We start from the raw sequence: 16,875 nt of genomic DNA, 5'->3' as shown, positions 1-16,875 counted from the left end.
GTTTATGAAGGAGAAATCGAAACATAACTAAGTTTTTGTTGTCTGCTGCGGGACATTCAGTGGACGTTAAACAGATGCTTGTGGAGGGGAATCTGGACGGGGTTTCAAGACAGAGATGACTTGAGACTAGACAAACCCAGTTAAGCAAGAATCCCCCGTTATAATCTTTGATTTAACGGTGGGAGTGTCAACAATTGAGAGAGGGCAATGGGGGGTTAGATTGATTAGCATCGGTGTAACAGTGGGCCCGTGGCGATCGCTTCCATTCCTCGCACCACAATCATCCTTCTGGGTTAATGATGGCATGAGAGCGATCGCCCCCACTACCGAATATCATTTTTGGGAGATCACCCTATGCCCCACCTCATTCTCGTGCGCCATGGTCAAAGTACCTGGAACGCCCAAAACCGCTTTAGTGGTTGGGTGGACGTGCCCCTTAATCATCACGGTCGTCAAGAAGCGATCGCCGCCGCCCGGAAAATTTCCCTCTATCCCGTGGATGTTGCCTTTACCAGTTTGCTGATGCGGGCGATGGAAACGATGGCCATTTGTCTCACCGAAGGGCCATCGAGAACTGACTCAAAAAGCCCCGTTTTTAAGCATGATCCCGCCGATCCTGACTGGCATAATTGGGATCAGTATGAAGGCCATCAAGATGAAGAAATTCCCATCTTTCAATCCCCCAACTTAGACGAACGCTACTACGGAGATCTCCAGGGCTATAACAAAGCAGAAATGGCGGACACCGTCGGTCATGATCTCGTGCAACAATGGCGACGTTCCTATCAAACTCGTCCGCCCGGTGGCGAAAGTTTAGCCGATACGGCGGCGCGCACGCTTCCATTTTTTAACTATCGTATTTTACCCCTCCTCAAAGCCGGGGCGAATGTGTTGCTCGTGGCCCACGGTAACTCACTCCGCTCAATTGTGATGGAACTCGAATCCATTCCCGCCGAGGAAGTGCCCCACCTCGAAATTGAAACCGGCGAACCCCTCATCTACGATCGCTCACCCAACGGCCAACTGCGCCGCCAAACCGAACCCGTGTTTCTCACCGCCCCCTAGCGAGAGCAACCTGACGACTCCCCGCTAGACCGTCTTCACAGGCATCACCACCCATACTGAATCTGAAAATAGATCCCCAAATCTTGGGCATTATCCCCCGCATCACTGAGGGGAATCAACGGTACTCCGTAATCAAACGTGAGGGTCAATCCCCGCTCCACCACCCACTCAAGGCCAACCCCTGCTCCCAGGAGCACCGTCGGCGCGAGGAGGGTATTGGGGTTATCGGGATGGTTCCACACCGCTCCGCTGTCCAGGAAGGGAATCAGTTGGAGGAGGGATTGGCCGGCGTGATCCCGTTCGAGGGTGATCCGGTTTTCCACAGAAAAGCGCAGGCCATTATCCGCAGACCGGGCATTTTGACGATACCCCCGCAGGGATTGCCGTCCTCCGATCACAAATTGCTCCGAGGGCAGCAGACTATCGGGGGTGAGTTGGGCATCGAGTTGCCAGATCATTAGGTGATCCGCACTGAGGGCTTCTACCCGTTGCACTTGACCCGACCAACTCAAAAAGCGGCTATCGGGAATCGGGTCGGCGTTTATGGTGCCATCGAGCCAGCCTGTGCCGATGTTGAATTGCGATCGCAGCGACCAAATTCCCGTCCCATCGCGCCGTAGATAGTCCTGGCCAAAGCGTATCACCGTCGTGCGACTCACCCCATCGTCATCAGGGCCAACCCCAAAGGGCTGGGGACTGCCAAACAGGAAGGTTTGACCGTTGCGATGGGCGAGATCCCACGACAGGGCAAATTCTTCTGTGAGGCTTCGGTGAAACGGTTGCCGCCAACTGAGTTGATAGAGTTGAGACGCGCCGGTAATCTCCAGGGCATCTAGGGGGACTTGGGTAATGCGGTTACGGTCGAAGACGGTGCGGAGGGAGAGCGTGCCGTTTTGGGGGTTGAGGGGAAGGGAATAGGCGAGATCGAGGCTTTCGGAACCGCCCGTGGTGGTGCGGGCGTAGCTGAGTTGAAGTTGATCGCCCCGGCCCGTGAGGTTGCGATCGCGCCCCACCACCTGCAACCGTTCCGACCCCACACTCGCCGGTGAATCATTACTGATCTGCACCTCCCCCGATACCGATTTCGCCTCTTCTATCGTGATCCGGAGTTGGGTTTGGGTCGGGGAAATTACTTCGAGTTGGGCCGTGAGGGATTTTAAGAGGGGATCACGCCGGAGCAGTTGGAGAGCGGTTTCCAGGCGATTGATCTGGAGGGGACGGGTGAGGCCGGGGGCGAGGCGATCGCGCAGATATCCCTGCCGTAACTGCCGCGCCCCCTCAATCACCACCCCATCCACCCCCGCCTCAATCACCTGAATCGTCACCTCCCCACGGGGCGTAATCGCTTGGTTGCCCAGCACCGCGCTCGACGTAATATAGCCCGCCTCGTGATAGCGTTGGGTAATCCCCGCCGCCAGGGCCTGCAACGCCGCCAGGGACACCGTTTTCCCCTCCACCGTCGCCAACAAATCCGCCACATCGTCACGGCTCACCACCGTATTCCCCACCAACACCACCCGCTCCACCGCAATCGGGATCGGTGCTTGGGCAGAGAGAGGCAGAGGAGTAGCCGCCAGGGCGATCATCATCACACTCCCCCCCAAAGTTGGCTGGGCATGGGTTTCTGCTTCACGATCAATCCCCCCAAGTGAAAAAAAAAGATGTAGCATGGCTACATCCTTCGTTTAGTACCAAATCAAAGCAGGTCGATTCAACAGACGTTTAGCCTTTCTTGCCTTCGCTTCCCCCCAAAACCTCTGCTTTCAGGGTGTTAAATTCTTGCACCAATTCGCTACGTGTTTTTGACTGCAAGAGGTAACGATAGACAAACCAACCGGTGTAGGCAATCCCCACCAGTTCAAACACAGGGGCCAACAGTGGCACATCATTAATCGCCGACAACAACGCTAACGTTAATTTCACCGTAATAATCCCAGCCACAATCAAACCTACGGTGATCAAGGGCTGCTTGTAGTCTGAGAAGAATTTTCCCAGGTAATCCGGTAACTTGGCCAAAAAGTCGGACACGGGTTCTAACCATTCTTGCCATTCTTGACCGCTAGCAGGTGCAGTCGCAGGAGAAATCGCACCAGAGGATTCGGTGTTGATCTGGGCAGACTGTGGGGCTTGGGTTTCAGTTTCGGACGATTGAATATTCGGTTCCATAGGTTTTTTTCTCCTGATCGTCAAAAAAAATAAGGTGATTTTGATTGAGCGTGACACCTTCAACAGCAAACGGCGAACTCTTGCCCATCTTTATGACGCTCATCCAAACGTAGCTCAAGACTAGACTCGGAAATGCCTGAATGTTTAGGATTCACCCTTCAACAGAATACACAGAGAATGGCGTTACGCTGAACCTAATCGTCGATCCCCAGGGGAAGGCAAGCCACCGTGACCTTGGGATTTGATCGGTTGTTGCTCCTGTGTTTGACTGGGCTAACGCGCTGGCATCATCACGACAATGGGCAGGATGGATAGAAGGTGGGAAAGCCTAAGATTCGGGCTAGATATCTCCAAAATACTAAGGTTTGCGCTAACGCTTAGGCAATGGTATCACAGACCTCGCGTGTTTGCCGCTGTTGAGTCCTTCAGGCATTTTGGATCGGAATCATGACAGTTTAGATGCTGTTTTTGGGGGGGAGCGGCGGGTAGATCACGCTGTCATGGGTATGGGTTCTCCTGCGCTAAAATCCGGTCACTTCTCCACTTTGGTATTTCATCAAGCGGCCATAATCGCCCATGGCGTAGCAGGTGGTGCGTAGACTGCTGAGGGCTTGTTGTTCGATGCGGCGATCGCTATTTTGCCGCGCCAAGATTAACCGTTCTTCATAATATAAAATTGCATTTTCGTAGTCTCCGAGGGCTTCGTAGGCAACCCCTAGGCTACTGAGGGCTTGTTCATGGGCGCGGAAGTCTGCTTGATCTTGGGCGAGTTGGAGCCGCTGATGACTGTAGGCGATCGCTTTTTCGTAATCTCCCACGGTATAGGCTGTATTCCCCAGATTTCGGAGCACTTGCAGCACAATGCGGTGCTCTTGTTTCGCGTTGGCCATTTGCAGGCGGCGCTCGTAGTAGGTGATCGCTTCGCCATATTGCCCCAGGGAATAGCACGCATTGCCCAGGTTTTTGAGGATTTGGGCGATCGTTGTTTCATCGCCCAACGCCTCGGCAAAGGTTAAGGCTTGTTTTTGGCAGGTAATCGCGTTGCGGTGATTCCCTTGGGCCTTATGGGTCAAGCCTAAGTTGTTCAGCAGCGCCATCGCTCCGGCTCGATCTTTGAGGTTCAAGAACAGTTTTAAGCCCCGCTGCTGCACCTCCAAGGCGCGATCGTAGCGGTCTTGGTGGCGATAGGTATTGCCCAACAGGCTCAAAACCTGCGCCATTAAGCGCGGATCATCTAAATCGGATACTGCCGCGAGACCCGCCTCGGCGGCCTGTTGGGCTGCGTCGTATTTCCCATCGCTGTAATAGGTCAGCCCAATATAATACAGGGCCTTCACTTGGTTCCGGACTTGCTTACGCTGAACAAACAGATCAAGGGCCTGCTTCAGCACAAGGATGGCGGACTCTAGTTCCCCCCGATGCTGATGTTGAATGCCTCGATCCAGCAACTGCCCACCCACATCCGCCACCTTGCGATCGCGCAATACCGAATCATCGGTGACTCGTAATGTGGTCAGCGGCTCATCGCCATAATTGGACTGCTCCGCCAAGCCATCCCCCTAAACCGAGTTGCCAAAGTATCCTATCCTTTCCAGTGTATCGGCGATCGCAGTGACTTGGAACAGGCCACCGGAGTCTAGCCCGAACTTTGCAAAACATTACGAGGGGGATGCGGGTGCGCCGATCGCCGCCCATTCCGAATCCGGATCGCCTCAGCCGTGCGGGCTAAAGACGAAATGCGTTGGGGTGCGGCTGATGCGGTCGGGGGCGTGACCGGCGTTGAATTCATACAGTTTGAGAGATTATCCTGGGGAGACATCGCCTCCATCGCCGCGAGAATCTCAGCCGCCGTTTGATACCGCTCTTGGGGCGTGGGGCGCAGCATTTGCGTCAAGATTTGATGAAAACTCCGGCTCACCTGTACCTTATCCTGCCAAAACAATTCTCCGGTGCGGGGGTTGCTTTTGAAATCAAGAGGCGCTTTGCCCGTTAAAAGGTAGAGGCAGGTGACCCCCAATGCATAGAGATCGCTCGAATAGACCGGACGCAGGGAAAACTGTTCCGGAGGCGCAAACCCCACCGTGCCGACAAAATGGGTGGTGACCCCGTTCTGAATGCTACTATCCGCAATGCCAGCGAGTTCCGCCTTCACCGCGCCAAAGTCAATCAGCACAATTTGCCGATCTTGGGAGAGGATGATGTTCTGGGGCTTGATGTCGCGGTGAATCACCCCTTGGCTGTGGACAAAGTGGAGCAATTTTGCCACTTCGCGCAGAATGCGACGCACGATCGCTTCGGGTTGGACTCCTTGCCGCCGCACGAGGCGAGCGAGAGTCGCGCCTTTGATGTATTCCTGCACCAGATAAAACTCATCGTCCAGGACAAAGTAATCCAAGAGCATCGGAATTTGGGAATGGCTGCCCAGGGTGGCGAGAATTTTGGCCTCGCGTTTGAAGCGGTGGCGGGCGGTATCTAGGGCGCGGAGTTCACTGACGCGGGGGCACAGTTGCTTAATCACACAAAAGGGTTTGCCCGGCAGCATCATGTCACGGGCTAAAAAGGTCACACCAAATCCGCCCCGGCCGAGCATCCGCAAGACAAGGTAGCGATCGCGAAAACGCTCATCCGTGCCACACAGTTGCCCCAGGGTGGTGTTTTCAAACACATCGTTATGGAATTCAGACAAATTAGTCGGTTGAAACGGCATGGTGAATCTTGGTGAGTGAGGACGGACGTAGATGATTCTGACAACCTGTTTTGAGTAACCCTGAAGTCCTCAAAACTGCACCCTTAACTCATTATCTAACCTGTTATCCCGGATTATCTCTGTGAGGCATTCACGTCATCGGGGGGATTGCTCCCATCACCCCACCATTTTAAACCTACACCCGATGACCCTAGTGTTCCTGATTGAAATCGATCGGCTCATATCCTCGGCCCTGTGGATGGCAAGAATAGATATAGCACTAGCGAGAGCGGTTAGGACATTCAGAGACTCTGGCACAAGGGGCTTAAGCCCCTTGCCTGTCCTCATGCTCTTGTTGATTGCGATATCTGATACTGGGGGACAAGATCTAGATACTGTTAGTATTGACCGAAAGCAACGTTAAATGACAAGTCTATGACTATGAATCTTAAACTCCGCACCGCCTTTGCGCACCATGCTGCCCTGAAGGTGATCAGTGGATTGCACAACTTTGAGCGTGCGTCGGTGGCGGCAACGGTGAAGGCTGCGACGGCAGGCGGGGCGACCTTTGTGGACATTGCTGCCGATCCGGACTTGGTGCGGTTGGCGCGACAATTAACCCCGTTGCCGATCTGTGTGTCGGCGGTGGAGCCGGAAAAATTCGTGACGGCGATCGCTGCCGGGGCCGACCTGATTGAAATTGGGAATTTTGACAGTTTCTATGCTCAGGGTCGTCGCTTTGAGGCCCCGGAAGTTCTCGCGTTGACCGCAAAAACGCGGGCCCTGTTGCCGGATGTGACCCTGTCGGTGACGGTTCCCCATATTCTGGAACTTGACCAACAGGTTGAACTCGCAGAAGCCTTAGTGGCCGCTGGGGCTGACATTATCCAAACCGAAGGCGGCACCAGCAGCACCCCCCACCATGGGGGAACCCTGGGCCTCATCGAAAAAGCTGCCCCCACCTTGGCAGCGGCGACGGTGATTAGTCGGGCGGTTTCTGTGCCGGTGCTCTGTGCGTCGGGCTTGTCCGATGTGACAGCCCCGATGGCGATCGCCACCGGCGCGGCTGGGGTTGGGGTAGGTTCTGCCATCAACCAACTCCATAACGAAGTGGCCATGGTGGCGGCGGTGCGCCGCTTTGTCGAAGCGATCGCCACCGTAGAACATCGCACCCCGGTACGCTAACCCGCCGTCCCCTGCCCCTCGTCACGGGGGGCATTCACCCACTACGCCAGTTGGGCGATCAGTTCATCATCGAGTTCAAAATTGGCAGTCACATTTTGCACATCATCGAGGGCTTCGAGCGCGTCCATGAGTTTGACCATGGCTTTACCATGATCGAGGTCATCCAGGGTGATGTTCGTGCTAGGAATCCAGCGCAATTCGGCATCTTTGACCGCAAATTGATGATCCTGGAGGGTTTGACTGAGGTGATCGAGATTGGTCACCTCGGTAAACACTTCGGCGCTGAGATCCTCGGCATCGGTCAATAATTCGTAGGTTTCACCGCCGCCAGCGATCGCCACTTCCAAAAGGGTTTCTTCGTGGATTTCACCCGCTAAACAGACCACGCCCTTTTGCTCAAACATCCAACTCACACAGCCCGTTTCGCCCAAATTGCCGCCGTTTTTACTGAAGGCAGCGCGGAGGTCGGCGGCGGTGCGGTTGCGGTTGTCGGTGAAGGCTTCGATCAAGACGGCAACCCCGCCGGGGCCATAGCCTTCGTAGCGGATCGCTTCGTAGTTGTCGCTGTCGTTGGCGTAGGTTCCGGCTCCTTTGGCGATCGCCCGATCAATATTGTCGTTGGGAATCCCGGCCGCCTTCGCCTTGTCAATCGCCGTGCGCAGTTGCACATTGCCGCTGGGGTCGGGCAAACCGTTCCGCGCCGCCACGATGATCGCCCGTGACAGTTGTGTGAAAGTTTTCCCTTTTTTCGCGTCTACTCGTGCCTTTTGGCGCTTGATGTTGGCCCATTTACTATGTCCTGCCAAGGGTAATGCTCCTCTACGAACCCATGTGCAAGGGTTGACTCGGTTGGTTTGTATCACCCTTCATTTTAAGACCTGGTGGAAGTGTTACCAGGCCGGATCGGTGGCTAAAAGGCTCTCAACGGCAGCGGCGGCGAGGGGCTTGGCGAAGAGATAGCCTTGACCATAATCACAGTGCAATTCGCGGAGAATTTCCAGTTGTTCCGGGGTTTCGATGCCTTCAACCACCACATCCAGTTTCAGTTGATGCCCCAGATCGAGCATGGTTTTAATGATTTCGCGGTTTTCCGGTTCGAGGCTGAGGTTTTGGACGAAGGAGCGGTCAATTTTGAGGGTGTTGATCGGGAGATGGCGCAGGCGACTGAGGGAAGAATAGCCGATCCCAAAGTCATCTAAGCTCAGTTGTACCCCTAATTGGCGCAGTTGTTCGAGGAGGGCGATCGCTCGATTGCCATTGCTCATTAAACTGCTTTCGGTGATTTCTAATTTCAAACAAGACCCCTGTAAGCCCGTGGCGAGAAGAATCGATCGAATTTGGGTCAGCACTTCCGGCCGCAGCAGTTGAATCGGGGAGAGGTTCACGGTCATGATCAGGGTTTGATATTCCGGGAAGAGCATTTGCCAAGTGCGGAGCTGATAGCAGGCTTTATAGAGTACCCACTGTCCGAGAAGGGTGATTAAGCCAGTTTCTTCGGCTAAGGGGATGAATTCGAGGGGGGAGAGTTGGCCACGGGTGGGATGGTGCCAGCGAACGAGGGCTTCAAATCCGGCAATGTGGCCGGTTTTCAGATCCACAATCGGCTGATAGTTGAGGTAAAAGCCTTGTTTTAAGAGGTCGCTATCTTGGCTGGAGATGCTGCTGTCTTGGAGGGATTGGCGCAAATCTGATTCCAATTGCCAGAGCGCGATCGCCCCTTGATGGAGTTGAACATTAAACAGGGCATAATTGCGCTTACTTTGAATCCGCGCCTGATACATTGCTGTTTCGGCATAGTGCAGCAGGGTATCCGCCTCCGGGCAGGATTCCCAGGAGAGGACAATCCCGATGCTGACGGTACAGTAGAGGGTTTCGGTGCTGAGGACATAGCCTTGGCGCAGGGCTTGATCCAGATGGTGGGCGGTTTGCAGCGCTTGGGCCCGCCGGGCTTCGCTGGTGAGGAGGGGGGGGGCTGGCACGAGGAGCATCAATTCATCGGCTCCGACCCGGGCGAGGTGGGGGTGAGCGATGGGGGCCATGGCTTGCTGAATCCGGTGGACGACTTGGATTAGCAGTTCGTCACCGATGCGATCGCCGTGGTGGGTGTTGATGGAGCTGAAGCGATCGATATCAAAAAAGAACAGGGCGAAGGTTTGGTGCGTCTGGATGAGAGGGGTCAGAGTGGCTAAAAATGAAGCGCGATTCGGGAGGCCGGTGACGGTGTCGTGGCGGGTTTGGTGGGTGAGGCGTTGGATGAGGCGGGTTTCTTTGTAGATACTGCTGAGGCCGGTGGTGAAGCCCACAATCAACAGGGGGGGAATGACGGGAACCAGGACCGCCACGGCTAAACTGCCGACCCCAACGAGGACGATCGCCCCACCGAGCATCACACCGCTGAGGAGTTGCCAGCGATGGGCGCGGGTGGCGATCGCCCCACTCAACCCCAACCCCAGCACAGCATACACCAACCATTGCCACCCCCACGGATCTTGAGCCAGCACCCGCAGGGTATTGCCCTGGAGTAAATTACTCAACATCGCCGCATGAACATAGATGCCGTGGGTGGGCTGGCCCGTGTCATAGGGGGTCCGGATCGGATCGATGCCGGCGGCCGTTGTGCCCACAAGGACGATTTTGTTGCGAAAGACGGCCGGATCAACGTCGCCTTTGAGGACGGCGGCGAGGGAATAGGTGGGGATCGTGTCCATTGGTGCGGCCCAGTTGATCCAGGTTAAATTCGGTAAGGGATTGGGTAAGGGGGGCAGATCCGGCCGGGTGCGGGCGATCGCATAGCTCAAACTGGGCCGGGATTGGCGCGTAATCGACCCTTGGCGCGTCACCCCTTGATAGTCCGCAAATTTAGTGATGTAGCCGATCGAGGTGGCCGCTTCCAAAAGGGGCGAAGGGGGCTGCACAAAGGCTCCGGTACTGTCCCACGAAGCCCCCAACACCACCGCCGGATCGCCCCGCATCGCAGCGGCAAACATCCCATCATCCGCCGTCGCCTGTTCAAACAACAGATCAAACCCCACAACCTCCGCCGGGGCTTGGGCCAGGATCTTTAAGAGTTCTCCGTAGGGACGACGAGACCAGTCGGCCGCTTCGAGGACATCCATTCCCGCTTCATCAATGCCCACCACCACAATGCGATCGTCCCACGCTTGCGTGCCCCGGAGCCGAAATAAGGTGATATAGGCCAACCCTTCAAAGGGTTCCACCCAGCCGAGCAATTGGAGGCCAGCCACTAGCAGCGTGGCGATCGTTCCACTGAGAAATGGCTGCCAGCGTTGCAAAGCCTTTGCTTGGTGTTGTTTCATCGGTTCAGTGGGACATTAATTAAAGCAGGGAGAAGCATTAACATACTGCTCTTTTCGGATCAAAGGGAGAGCATTCCGTATGGTCTGAAGATTGCCAGGGCGGGATCGTTCGGGGCGATCGCTACACCGCATCTCCTCCTACGGTCACATCTCGAATCCGGAGACTGGGGCCACCGCACCCCACCGCTAAACCATTTTGCCCCCCTTTGCCACAGCCCCCCGATTCATCCCACAGAAAATCATCCCCAATGCCTTCAATGGCGGCTAAGGTCTTAAACACATTACCCGACAACGTTACATCCCGAACCGGCTCGGCTCGCTGGCCATTGCGAATCATCCATGCTTCCCCGGCGGTGAAGGTGAACATTTCCCCATTGGTCATGCCCCCCAACCAATTGCAAGCATAAACCCCTAGTTTAATATCACTGCACAGATCCGCCACGGGCGTTTGGCCGCGCTCAATCCAGGTGTTGGTCATGCGCACGAGGGGAGAGTAGTGATAGTTTAAGCAGCGGGCATTGCCTGTGGGGGCTTCGCCTAATTTACCGGCGGTTTCGCGGGAATGGAGGCGGCCCACGAGGCGGCCATCGCGGATTAGTTGGGTGGTGGTGGCGGGGGTTCCTTCGTCGTCGTAGGCATAACTGCCGCGATGTCCCGGCGGGGCGGCTCCGTCGAAGATTTGCAGGCTTGGGGGGCCAAAGCGTTTGCCAAACTGCATCACGTCTAATAAATCAGGATTTTCATAGGCCATATCGGCTTCGGAGAGGTGGCCAAAGGCTTCATGGACAAAGAGGCCGGTGAGGATCGGGTCAATGACGACGGTGTAGCGATCGCCCTTGACGGGGGGCAGGTGGAGGGCTTGGGTGGCGCGTTGGGCCGCAGCGGTGACTGCGTCGTCTAAGCCGAGGAGGTCGTCATAGCCCCGCCGGGAGCCGGTGGTTTCGCGGCCGGTTTGCACGCGATCGCCGTCGCGGGCGGTGGCGGCAAAGCGCATTTCAAGATCTGTCCAGGTTTGGTCGATCATCGTGCCGTCGGAGGTGACGAGGAGAATTTGTTGGGTGCTGTCGCTGTAGCGGACGGTGCTGTTGATGATTTTGGGATCAGCGGTTTGGAGGGCGGCGAGGTAGCGATCGCAAAGATCCTTCTTCGTTGCGAGGCTGACCTGGCGCGGATCGCGACCGGTGAAGGGGAGGATCACGGAATCGTGAATCCCGGCGATGGGGGCGAGGCAGGTGGATTCACGGTTGCCACTGCCCACCAGACGAGCGGCGGCGATCGCAAACTCCACCTGCGCTTCGAGTTCCGCCATCTGGTTAAAACTGGCAAAGCCCCACCCCCCCTGATAGCAAGCCCGCACCTGGCCCCCCAGGGAGACCCCTTCGCTCAGGGTATCAATGGGGGCCGAAGGCGATCGCAACACAATATCAGTGCCTTGGGAGGTTTCCAGGCGGATCGCTAAAAAATCGACACGGTGGCGATGCCGACTAATTAACGCATCGAGCCGATGTTGATGATCACTCAGACTCGCCATGAACACCTCACGCAAAATAAAGACAGATACCCTACATGGTAATCTCTGCAAGCCCGTCAATTGTCCCGTAGCACCACATTCGCCGCAAGGAGGTTTCCACCCCACACCCAGGCCGCCGCTAGCCTAACCCTCTCCGTCATGACCGAGGGAGGCAGCCAAGAGAGCCGCGATCGCCTCGCTCACGGCCCGATTTCCCGCGCCATTGAGGTGAATATGGTCGTGATAAAAACGCGAAGGATCAGGATCGGCGTTGAACTGGGGTAAGAAATCCAGATAGGGAATGGTGTGATCCTGGGCGAATTGGGTGAGGCGATCGCGGGCCTGCTGTTCATACTCGCGGGGCTGGGCCGGTTTGAGTTCCCGCTGTAAGGGGGTCATCACCAAGACCAGCCCGGCCCCCTGGGCTTGGGCCAGGGCGTGAATCTGGGCCAACGCCGCCAAATTTTTACCAACGCGATCGCCCCCCTCCTGCTGCACCGCCTTTAACCCCGGAATCGGTTTTTGCTTTGCGCCATAGCGTTGATAGAGTTCTTGCAGCGCCAGGATCGGGTAGCGATCGGGGTAGTTGCGATCGCGCCCCACCGGTAACGCCGTCGGAGCCGTCGCAAACAGATCATCCGTATTCAGCAACACCAGAACAAGATCCGACCCAAACAGACCAAACCGCTCCACATAGGCCCACTCATTGCGCGGCCCCCAAGAATTCGCCGACGCATTCAACACCTCCACCTCCACCCCCCACACCGCCGCCAACCGTCGCCCCAACTGCTGCGAAATAATCTCAGCTTGATCCGTCCACCAGCCCCCATTCGCCACCGAATCCCCCAACAGCAGCAGCCGCCGCCCCGTGACCTCCGCCCGGATCGCCTCCCCCCGCATCGATTGAGCATTAATCACAATCCGGTTTCCCCTGCGCCGTGTTCGCTGATTTGGCCGTACTAAATAGCCAATCGTCGGATCACCCTGATACAGCACCGGCCGCCCCAGCCCCAAGACCCACCGCAACCCCACCTCCACCGCGATCGCAACGATCAAAAGTGCGATCGCCCCCCACACCCCCAGCATGAAACCCATGTTTTCCCCAAGCATCAATAAGATTAAGATTAAAAAATAAAATCTGCATTCATGCTAAACCCATGCTTACCCTGAAGTTGAGATCAACCCACAACCCATAACGCACTATGTCTGATCTGAATCGCGGCATCATGAAATTCAAGAACGCTGACAAGCCTATTGTCGTAGCCATCTCCGCCACCCTTGTCATCGGCAGCATCATCGCCCTCATCCTCTGGGCCCTAAGCACCGCCTACCAGGTGTAATGCATTTTCACCCACGGATGTAGTGTCACAGTCTCGACCTCCATCCACCCTCACCCCTGCTGTTCTTCGTTCTTCCTCAACCCCCCTTGTCAACCTCCTTCCCCGCTTTGATTGCCGTCGCAGAAGCCCAACCCCTCCTCGGTTCCGTGTGGCTCGATCTCACTGTCATCGTTTTGATGCTCACCCTCTCAGCCTTTTTCTCCGGCTCAGAAACCGCAATCACCGCCCTCGATGACCTCAAACTCCGCGGCCTAATCAAACACCAAGGCGACCCCAACGGCATGTTTCGCCTTGTCCTCACCAAGCGCCCCCGCTTCATCACCACCCTCCTCCTCGGCAACAACCTCGTCAACATCTTCTCCACCGTCCTCACCAGCAATCTGTTTGTCCTCTGGCTAGGGAACGCTGGCTTAGGCATTGCCACCGGCATCGTCACCATCTTCGTGCTGATTTTTGGCGAAATCACCCCCAAATCCGTCGCCATCCTCAACTCCCTCGCGGTCTTTCAACTCGCCGTCCGCCCCATCTATTGGCTCTCGCGGCTCTTCTCGGCCCTGGGGTTAATTTTCATTTTTGAATCCATCACCCAGCGCATCATCCGCCTCTTCCAGGGCAAAGCCTCCAAATCCTCCCAGGACAGCGAAAGCCTCACCGATTTACAACTGATGATTGAAATCCTCAGCGGCAAAGGCAAACTAGACTTCTACCGCCATGATCTGATTAGTCGCGCCCTAATGCTGGATCAAGTGATGGCGAAAGATGTGGTCAAGCCGCGCATTGAAATGCAGACCATTTCCCGTGAGGCCACCGTCGCCGAACTCGTCGATCTCTGTTTGAAAACCGGGTATTCTCGGATTCCGGTGCAGGAAGAATCCAAAGATCAGATTGTCGGCATTGTCCATTTAAAACAAGCCCTCCAGCGTTTGCGCGGCCTGCCCAATGGCCAAATCCCCCCAGCCGATATCAAGCTCAGTGACATCATCGATCCGCCGGTTTACGTGCCGGAAACCCAACGGATTGCCAGCCTCCTCAAAGAAATGCTCAAGCAACGCTGGCATCTGGTGATCGTGGTGGATGAGTATGGCGGGACGGTGGGCTTAATTACCCTAGAGGATATTTTGGAAGAGTTGGTGGGTGAAATCTATGATGAGAGCGACTTTCCCCGCCCTAAACCGCCCCTACTGCGATCCAATTTGGTCAATTAGCTTGCCTTTTGTGAACCACTCCGCTACGATTAATAATCGTGGAAATCAAAGGGGTCGATGCCCGAGTGGTTAATGGGGGCGGACTGTAAATCCGCTGGCTACGCCTACGTTGGTTCAAATCCAACTCGGCCCACCACCTTTTCCCGCCCGTGTGGCTCAGTGGTAGAGCACACCCTTGGTAAGGGTGAGGTCACGAGTTCAATCCTCGTCACGGGCTTTTGTTTTGCGTCACCCAAAGTTGGGTAACGCTCAAAGATTAGACTGCGGTTGATGTGATGACTGGAGCGCAGTTCCGGGTTAATGATAGCATAGGCTAAATTAAACACCCCGAATGGGGGTTTTGGTTAACCCCTTTCGCTTTTTGTGATCATGAATACGCAAGCGTTTTTACTTTCGCTGTTACTGATCGGTAGCGTGATGCCAACGGCTTCGGCTCAAACTCCCTCCGATCCTCCCCCAGCAGAAGCAGCAGAATCTACACCCGATTCAGCACCGGAGGCATCTGCTGCGGAAACGACCGCTGCGGTTAATCCGGCAGACCCAAATTGCCGCCAGACGAATCGCACCGTTGATATTTTTAATAAGCCCTCGGTAGGGGCGGATAGCAGTACGCTGGGCATTTTGGAGCCAGAGGCGCGGGTGACGATCGCATCCGCAGGGGCGAATGGCTGGGTTCCCATTACAGCACCCCTCGCGGGATTTGTGATCGCTCGTCATCTCAAACCCTGTACAGCGGTGAGCACATCACCCGCAGAACCGGATCGGCCCGTGTTTACACAACATCCGACCCTCGTGGATTTAACGCCGGGCAGTTGTCGGCGGGCGGCGTTGGGGTTGGTGGTGCGTCCGCGGCCTGAGGTGGGGGCAGAGCCGTTTGTGGGCCGTCTCCTAGATGGCATGCGGGCGACGCTGACGGGCGAAAGCCAAATGGATGATGAGGCTCGGCTCTGGCTCAAGATTTCGGCTCCCTATGCCGGCTGGATTTCGGGCGGCCAAGAGGGGGGGACGAATCTGGCGTTTTGTGAGTCCTAGGCGGGGTTTGCTGCGCTCCACTGCACGAATCTCAGGAGGCTGGGGCGAGGAGTAACGCCACAGCATAGGCGGCGATGCCTTTTTCTTGGCCGACGGCATCGAGTGTTTCGTTGGTGGTGGCTTTGATACTGATTTGATCGCGATCGAGGTGTAGCACCTGGGCGAGGCGATCGCGCATTAACCCCAGATGAGGTTTTAACTTGGGCCGCTCGGCAATCACCACCGCATCCAGGTTGCCGATCTGCCAGCCCCGTTGTTGGATTTCGTGGTGAACCTGGGCGAGGAGTTTGAGGCTATCGGCTCCGGCCCATTGGGGATCGGTGGGGGGGAAAAAGTGACCAATATCGCCGAGGGCTAAGGCCCCCAGCAGGGCATCCATAATCGCATGGGTGAGGACATCGGCATCGCTGTGACCCACTAAGCCCAGGTGATGATCGAGCTTGACCCCGCCCAGGATAAGATCGCGATCGCGCCCCAATTGGTGAATGTCGTAACCGTTGCCAATGCGAATTTTCATACCCCTAATCCGGTGCTGTCCTAACGTGCAATAAGCCTTTTTGATTATCCCTTAGATTGGGACGGAACTATGTTAGGACAGAGGGGTTGATCCTCAAAAATTGCCATGGAAATCAACGGTTTTAGTCTCACGATCCAACCCGGTAAAGAAACGCCCGAAGGCTATGTGGAACTGCCCCACAATACGCCCTACACCCTGCATCTGCGCAACGAACACCGCCAATGCTGTGATGCCAAGGTGATCATTGATGGCAAGCATGTGGGCACTTGGCGGATTCCGGCGGCGAACTTTATCACATTAGAGCGAACGGTGAATGATACCGGACGGTTTACGTTCTATGCGATCGCCACCCCCGAAGCCCAACAGGCCGGCCTCAATGCCGCTGATCCCAATCTGGGCTTAGTGCAGGTGGTATTCACCCCGGAATTAACACCCCAACGCCGAATCCGGTATTTTTCAGCACCTCAGTCCAGCAGTCGCCAAGCTGGTGGGACAGGCCTCTCGGGCCGCAGCGATCAGCAATTTGGGACGGCAGCACGGATTCAGCATGATCTCAGTCAGCAAACAACGATTAGCCTCCGGTTGATTGCGACCCCCCAAGCCCAACCGCGACCCCTGCGTCCCCTCTCGAATCCGGTTCCTCCCCCGATCGCTTAAATGGCGGTGAACCTGAACAGAAAAAAGCACCTCTGGGGGGAGGTGCTTGGGGGTGATTGACATACTCCCCCACTAAACCCTACGGGCTATAGTGGGGGATTCTGAACAGCCAGTTACCTGACCATTTATCCACTCAAACAACGAGAGTTGCAGAGGGTTGCTAGGCTCAACGACTAACGCCATTGATTTATCCTG

At 55.9% G+C, this 16,875-nt stretch carries 15 protein-coding genes and 2 tRNA genes; 8 read left to right on the top strand and 9 right to left on the bottom strand.

Annotated features, from left to right (window positions below):
- The first annotated feature begins 354 nt into the window (after positions 1–354).
- Positions 355–1,065: a histidine phosphatase family protein gene (locus PN477_RS04450; protein ID WP_272122334.1), complete on the top strand. Its 711-nt coding sequence runs from the start codon at positions 355–357 to the stop codon at positions 1,063–1,065.
- A gap of 44 nt (positions 1,066–1,109) precedes the next feature.
- On the opposite strand, the gene PN477_RS04445 is transcribed toward PN477_RS04450, so the two are convergent.
- From PN477_RS04445 to PN477_RS04430, 4 genes are all read right to left on the bottom strand, one after another.
- Positions 1,110–2,735 (bottom strand): ShlB/FhaC/HecB family hemolysin secretion/activation protein, encoded by a 1,626-nt coding sequence (locus PN477_RS04445; RefSeq protein WP_272122332.1) that lies wholly within the window; start codon positions 2,733–2,735, stop codon positions 1,110–1,112.
- A gap of 52 nt (positions 2,736–2,787) precedes the next feature.
- Positions 2,788–3,231, bottom strand: coding sequence for a CAAD domain-containing protein (locus PN477_RS04440; protein WP_072623244.1), 444 nt, complete (start codon positions 3,229–3,231; stop codon positions 2,788–2,790).
- A gap of 521 nt (positions 3,232–3,752) precedes the next feature.
- Positions 3,753–4,781, bottom strand: coding sequence for a tetratricopeptide repeat protein (locus PN477_RS04435; protein WP_272122329.1), 1,029 nt, complete (start codon positions 4,779–4,781; stop codon positions 3,753–3,755).
- An 86-nt stretch (positions 4,782–4,867) separates the two neighbouring features.
- Positions 4,868–5,938 carry a serine/threonine-protein kinase gene (locus PN477_RS04430; protein WP_272122327.1) on the bottom strand — a complete coding sequence of 357 codons (1,071 nt, stop codon included), beginning with the start codon at positions 5,936–5,938 and terminating at the stop codon, positions 4,868–4,870.
- A 414-nt stretch (positions 5,939–6,352) separates the two neighbouring features.
- Between PN477_RS04430 and PN477_RS04425 the strand changes: the two genes are divergently transcribed.
- Entirely contained in the window at positions 6,353–7,102 is a 750-nt protein-coding gene (locus tag PN477_RS04425) for a DUF561 domain-containing protein (RefSeq protein WP_272122326.1), read from the top strand.
- A 41-nt stretch (positions 7,103–7,143) separates the two neighbouring features.
- Here the strand turns inward: PN477_RS04425 and PN477_RS04420 are convergent, their stop codons facing one another.
- The 4 genes from PN477_RS04420 to PN477_RS04405 all read right to left on the bottom strand — a co-directional run bounded on the left by PN477_RS04420 (position 7,144) and on the right by PN477_RS04405 (position 13,024).
- On the bottom strand, positions 7,144–7,908 hold the full coding sequence (locus PN477_RS04420) for a YebC/PmpR family DNA-binding transcriptional regulator (protein ID WP_272122324.1): 765 nt from the start codon (positions 7,906–7,908) through the stop codon (positions 7,144–7,146).
- Between the two features lie 84 nt (positions 7,909–7,992).
- Complete coding sequence (locus PN477_RS04415; protein ID WP_272122322.1) at positions 7,993–10,419, bottom strand: EAL domain-containing protein; 2,427 nt, start codon at positions 10,417–10,419, stop codon at positions 7,993–7,995.
- A 121-nt stretch (positions 10,420–10,540) separates the two neighbouring features.
- Positions 10,541–11,950 (bottom strand): TldD/PmbA family protein, encoded by a 1,410-nt coding sequence (locus PN477_RS04410; RefSeq protein WP_272122320.1) that lies wholly within the window; start codon positions 11,948–11,950, stop codon positions 10,541–10,543.
- A 123-nt stretch (positions 11,951–12,073) separates the two neighbouring features.
- Positions 12,074–13,024, bottom strand: coding sequence for an SGNH/GDSL hydrolase family protein (locus PN477_RS04405; RefSeq protein ID WP_272122318.1), 951 nt, complete (start codon positions 13,022–13,024; stop codon positions 12,074–12,076).
- A gap of 107 nt (positions 13,025–13,131) precedes the next feature.
- Between PN477_RS04405 and PN477_RS04400 the strand changes: the two genes are divergently transcribed.
- The 5 genes from PN477_RS04400 to PN477_RS04380 all read left to right on the top strand — a co-directional run bounded on the left by PN477_RS04400 (position 13,132) and on the right by PN477_RS04380 (position 15,506).
- Positions 13,132–13,269, top strand: coding sequence for a hypothetical protein (locus PN477_RS04400; RefSeq protein ID WP_272122316.1), 138 nt, complete (start codon positions 13,132–13,134; stop codon positions 13,267–13,269).
- 86 nt (positions 13,270–13,355) lie between these two features.
- Entirely contained in the window at positions 13,356–14,474 is a 1,119-nt protein-coding gene (locus PN477_RS04395) for a hemolysin family protein (protein ID WP_272122314.1), read from the top strand.
- A 51-nt stretch (positions 14,475–14,525) separates the two neighbouring features.
- Positions 14,526–14,610, top strand: a tRNA-Tyr gene (locus PN477_RS04390).
- A 9-nt stretch (positions 14,611–14,619) separates the two neighbouring features.
- Positions 14,620–14,691, top strand: a tRNA-Thr gene (locus PN477_RS04385).
- A gap of 152 nt (positions 14,692–14,843) precedes the next feature.
- The gene (locus tag PN477_RS04380) at positions 14,844–15,506 is read left to right on the top strand and encodes a hypothetical protein (protein ID WP_272122312.1); all 663 of its coding nucleotides are present in this window, start codon (positions 14,844–14,846) and stop codon (positions 15,504–15,506) included.
- 31 nt (positions 15,507–15,537) lie between these two features.
- Here the strand turns inward: PN477_RS04380 and ispF are convergent, their stop codons facing one another.
- The gene (ispF, locus tag PN477_RS04375; RefSeq protein WP_272122310.1) at positions 15,538–16,023 is read right to left on the bottom strand and encodes a 2-C-methyl-D-erythritol 2,4-cyclodiphosphate synthase; all 486 of its coding nucleotides are present in this window, start codon (positions 16,021–16,023) and stop codon (positions 15,538–15,540) included.
- Positions 16,024–16,128: 105 nt separating this feature from the next.
- Here ispF and PN477_RS04370 point away from each other — a divergent pair, with 105 nt between their 5' ends.
- Positions 16,129–16,680: a hypothetical protein gene (locus PN477_RS04370; RefSeq protein WP_272122309.1), complete on the top strand. Its 552-nt coding sequence runs from the start codon at positions 16,129–16,131 to the stop codon at positions 16,678–16,680.
- The last annotated feature ends 195 nt before the right edge of the window (positions 16,681–16,875 follow it).

It is taken from the genome of Spirulina subsalsa CS-330 (assembly GCF_028330765.1).
Lineage (GTDB): Bacteria > Cyanobacteriota > Cyanobacteriia > Cyanobacteriales > Spirulinaceae > Spirulina > Spirulina subsalsa_A.
The sequence above is the reverse complement of the archived record's forward strand: the minus strand, read 5'-3'. Positions and strand labels throughout refer to the sequence as shown.